Below are 3,827 nucleotides of genomic sequence, written 5' to 3' on the forward strand. Positions count from 1 at the left end.
CCCGCCCGCCGCGGCGGGCGGGGGGGTGGGGCCGTCAGGCACCGACGGGCTGGGCGCCCGCCGCGGCGAGCGCGGCGTCGCGGGCGGCGACGCGGCTGGCGTGGGTGGGCGGGTCGCTGGGCACGTGCGCGGGGCGGCGCGCCTCGAACTCGCGGCGCAGCACCGGCACGACCTGCTCGCCGAGCATGTCGATCTGCTCCAGGACCGTCTTCAGCGGCAGACCGGCGTGGTCGACGAGGAAGAGCTGGCGCTGGTAGTCGCCGAAGAACTCCTGGAAGGTCAGGGTCTTCTCCACCACCTGCTCGGGCGTGCCCACGGTCAGCGGGGTCTGGGCGGTGAACTCCTCCAGCGAGGGCCCGTGCCCGTAGACGGGGGCGTTGTCGAAGTAGGGGCGGAACTCGCGCACCGCGTCCTGGCTGTTCTTCGCCATGTACACCTGCCCGCCGAGGCCGACGATCGCCTGCTCGGGGGTGCCGTGCCCGTAGTGGGCGTACCGCTCCCGGTACAGGTTGATCAGGCGGATGTAGTGCTCCTTGGGCCAGAAGATGTTGTTGGCGAAGTACCCGTCGCCGAAGTACGCGGCGATCTCGGCGACCTCCGGGGTCCGGATGGAGCCGTGCCAGACGAAGGGCGCCACGCCGTCCAGGGGGCGCGGGGTGGAGGTGAAGCCGTGCAGGGGGGTGCGGTGCTTGCCCTCCCAGGTGACGACGTCCTCGTCCCACAGCCGGCGCAGCAGCTGGTAGTTCTCCACCGTCAGCTCGACGCTCTTGGAGAGGTCCTTGCCGAACCACGGGTACACCGGGGCGGTGTTGCCGCGCCCGAGCATGAGGTCGGTGCGCCCGCCGGACAGGTGCTGCAGCATCGCGAAGTCCTCGGCGATCTTCACCGGGTCGTTGGTGGTGATCAGCGTCGTGGACGTCGAGAGGGTGATGCGGCTGGTGCGCCCGGCCAGGTAGCCCAGCATCGTCGTCGGCGAGGAGGGCACGAACGGCCGGTTGTGGTGCTCGCCGGTGGCGAAGACGTCCAGGCCCACCTGCTCGGCGTGCTCGGCGATCGTCATCATCGCCTGGATGCGCTCGGCCTCGGTGGGGGTCCGGCCCGTGGTGGGGTCGGGCGTGACGTCGCCGACGGTGAAGATCCCGAACTGCATGGTGACCGCTCCTCGTGTAGTCCATGCATCTGCATGTACCCGCCCCAACGGGCGCCCCGCGCGGTCTGTTCCCGGGCCCGCGCGCCCGCCCGGCCGACCCGGGCGGGCGCGGGTGCTCTCAGGCGCCGCCGGCGGAGCGCTCGGCCTGCGCCAGGCGGGAGCGGCGGTGGCCGTAGAGGAAGTACACGACCACCCCGATCGCCATCCAGATGCCCAGGCGCACCCAGCTCAGCCCGGGCAGGAAGCCCATGAGGACCAGGGAGGCCACCGCGGACAGGATCGGCAGCACCGGGGAGAGGGGCACCCGGAAGGCGCGGTGCAGGTCCGGGCGCTTGCGGCGCAGCACCACCACGCCCACCGAGACGAGCACGAACGCGAACAGGGTGCCGATGTTGACCATCTCGGCCAGGTCGCTGATCGGGGTGAAGGCGGCCACCACGGCCACCACCGCGCCCGTGATCACGGTGATGCGCACGGGCACCCCGCGCTCCTCGGAGACCTTGGCGAACCAGCCCGGGATGAGGCGGTCGCGGCTCATCGCGAAGAGCACCCGGTTCTGCCCCAGCATCAGGATCATCATCACCGTCAGCAGGCCGGCCACCGTGCCCACGCTGATCAGGGTGGCCACCGCGCCCGCGCCCACGTCGCGGAAGGCCGCCGCCAGCGGGGCCTCCACGCTGATGCGGTCGTACTTGACCATGCCCGTGATGACGAGCGAGACCGCCACGTACAGCACGGTGCAGATCGCCAGCGAGCCGAAGATGCCGCGGGGGACGTCGCGCTGCGGGTTCCTCGTCTCCTCCGCCGCGGTGGCGACGATGTCGAAGCCGATGAAGGCGAAGAAGACCAGCGCCGCGGCCGTCAGCACCCCGCCGACGCCGAAGGTGCCCAGGGGCACCCCCAGGTCCTGCCACAGGGAGGGGTCCGCCGGGGTCGCCGAGGCGCCGCGCGAGCCGGTGGGCGGGACGAACGGCGAGTAGTTCGAGGCCTTGACGAAGAACAGCCCGGCGACGATCACGACCGCCACCACGGCCAGCTTCACGCACACGATGACGGCGTTGACGCGCGCGGAGGTCTTGGTGCCCACGCACAGCACCGCGGTGAGCACGAGGACCACCGCGGCCGCGATGAGGTTCGGCTCGGTCAGGCTCGGGGAGGAGGAGTACAGCCACGCCGGCAGCTCCAGCCCCAGCGTCTGCGAGAGCAGGTCCGCGGCGTAGCTGGACCAGCCCACCGCGACCGTCGCCGCGCCCAGGGCTAGCTCCAGCAGCAGGTCCCAGCCGATGATCCAGGCGACGACCTCGCCCAGGCTGGCGTAGGAGAACGTGTAGGCCGAGCCCGCCACCGGCACCGTGGAGGCGAACTCCGCGTAGCACAGCGCCGCCAGCGCGCACACCAGGCCCGAGACCACGAAGGAGATCGCCACGCCGGGTCCCGCGCGGGTGCCGGCGGCCTCCCCGGTGAGGACGAAGATGCCCGTGCCGATGATCACCCCGACGCCGAAGACCGTGAGGTCCCAGGCGCTCAGGGACTTGCGCAGCCGGGAGCCCGGCTCGTCCGTGTCGCGGATCGCGTCCTCGACGCTCTTGGTGCGCAGCACCCCCACGGGCGTCCCCTCTCGCTGAGCCCTGCGCCCCGCGGTGCGCAGGGCCCGTCGAGGGTAGGGGATCAGCCGGTCCGCGCCACCCGGATGATCTTCCGGCGCAACCACACGCGCCGCGCCCCGCCCAGGTACAGGCGCACCCGCGCCAGCTCCCAGTGCCCGTACTCCGCCTGCTCGGTCAGCAGCTGGCGCGCCTGGGCGCGGGTGGTCTCCCGGGGCAGGGTGAGGACCCGGTACTCGTACTGCTCGCCGGGGGGGCGGTGCCCGGCGGTCCTGGTGTCAGCGGCCATCGAGGGCATTGTCCACCAGCGGGCGCGGGCGCGCGCGGCGGACGGCGGCCCGGCGGGCGTCACCGGCAGGCGTCACCGGTGCACCGACTCCGCTACGGTCAGCGCATGACGCCCGACCCGCGCGCCGCCCTGGCACGTCTCGTCGCAGCCCTCGAGGACCACCTCGCCGCCGCGGCCGACCGGCGCGGGGAGACGGACCCCGCCGTGGCCGCCGCCTACCAGCGCGTCGCCGACGCCTTCGAGGTGTACGAGGAGGCGATCTACGACGCCTACGACGAGGTGACGCCCTTCGTCCTCTATGACGACGTCGAGGACGAGCGCGAGGACGACGAGGACGACGACGACCTCGACGAGGACGACGACGAGGACGCCGAGGACGAGCCCGACGACGAGGACGACCTCGACGACGACGCGGACGAGGACGACGAGGACCGCGGCGGCGCCGCCGGCCCGGGCGCCTCGGGCGGGGCGCGCGCGCGCCGCTGACCGTCCCGCCCCCGTCCGGCGTGGGCGGGCGGGCCGGTGTGAGGGTTCGGTGATCGGTCCCCGCGCCTGTCGTGGCGCTCCGCGCGCGCGGCACGGCGCCGCGCGCCCGCGTCGGTAGGGTCCGGGCGTGCTCACAGCCCGCCCCCACCCCAGCACCGCGCCGCGCCGCAGCGCCCGGCGCGCCCCGACCCCCCGACCGGCGCGCCGCGCCGGCGGCCCGGGGGGGGGGGGGGGGGGGGGGGGGGGGGGGGGGGGGGGGGGGGGGGGCGGGTCCGGCGGGGGGCGGGGGGGGGCGGGG

4 protein-coding genes are annotated in these 3,827 nt (G+C 74.2%); 1 reads left to right on the forward strand and 3 read right to left on the reverse strand.

Annotation, left to right across the window (positions count from 1 at the left end):
* Nucleotides 1–34 precede the first annotated feature (34 nt).
* The 3 genes from ACRYR7_RS24740 to ACRYR7_RS24750 form a co-directional block, all read right to left on the reverse strand.
* Complete coding sequence (locus ACRYR7_RS24740; RefSeq protein WP_432574995.1) at nt 35–1,150, reverse strand: LLM class flavin-dependent oxidoreductase; 1,116 nt, start codon at nt 1,148–1,150, stop codon at nt 35–37.
* A 118-nt stretch (nt 1,151–1,268) separates the two neighbouring features.
* Entirely contained in the window at nt 1,269–2,756 is a 1,488-nt protein-coding gene (locus ACRYR7_RS24745; RefSeq protein WP_432574997.1) for an amino acid permease, read from the reverse strand.
* Between the two features lie 62 nt (nt 2,757–2,818).
* Nucleotides 2,819–3,043 carry a DUF5703 family protein gene (locus ACRYR7_RS24750; protein ID WP_432574998.1) on the reverse strand — a complete coding sequence of 75 codons (225 nt, stop codon included), beginning with the start codon at nt 3,041–3,043 and terminating at the stop codon, nt 2,819–2,821.
* Nucleotides 3,044–3,148: 105 nt separating this feature from the next.
* Here ACRYR7_RS24750 and ACRYR7_RS24755 point away from each other — a divergent pair, with 105 nt between their 5' ends.
* Nucleotides 3,149–3,529, forward strand: a complete 381-nt coding sequence (locus tag ACRYR7_RS24755) for a primosomal protein (RefSeq protein WP_432574999.1) — start codon at nt 3,149–3,151, stop codon at nt 3,527–3,529.
* The last annotated feature ends 298 nt before the right edge of the window (nt 3,530–3,827 follow it).

Origin of the sequence: Kineococcus gurbantunggutensis (assembly GCF_050871925.1) — a bacterium.
Lineage (GTDB): Bacteria > Actinomycetota > Actinomycetes > Actinomycetales > Kineococcaceae > Kineococcus.

Coding starts and splice junctions, on each gene's coding strand:
- ACRYR7_RS24740 (WP_432574995.1), bottom strand. CDS start 1,150: ATGCAGTTCGGGATCTTCACCGTCGGCGACGTCACGCCCGACCCCACC.
- ACRYR7_RS24755 (WP_432574999.1), top strand. CDS start 3,149: ATGACGCCCGACCCGCGCGCCGCCCTGGCACGTCTCGTCGCAGCCCTC.
- ACRYR7_RS24750 (WP_432574998.1), bottom strand. CDS start 3,043: ATGGCCGCTGACACCAGGACCGCCGGGCACCGCCCCCCCGGCGAGCAG.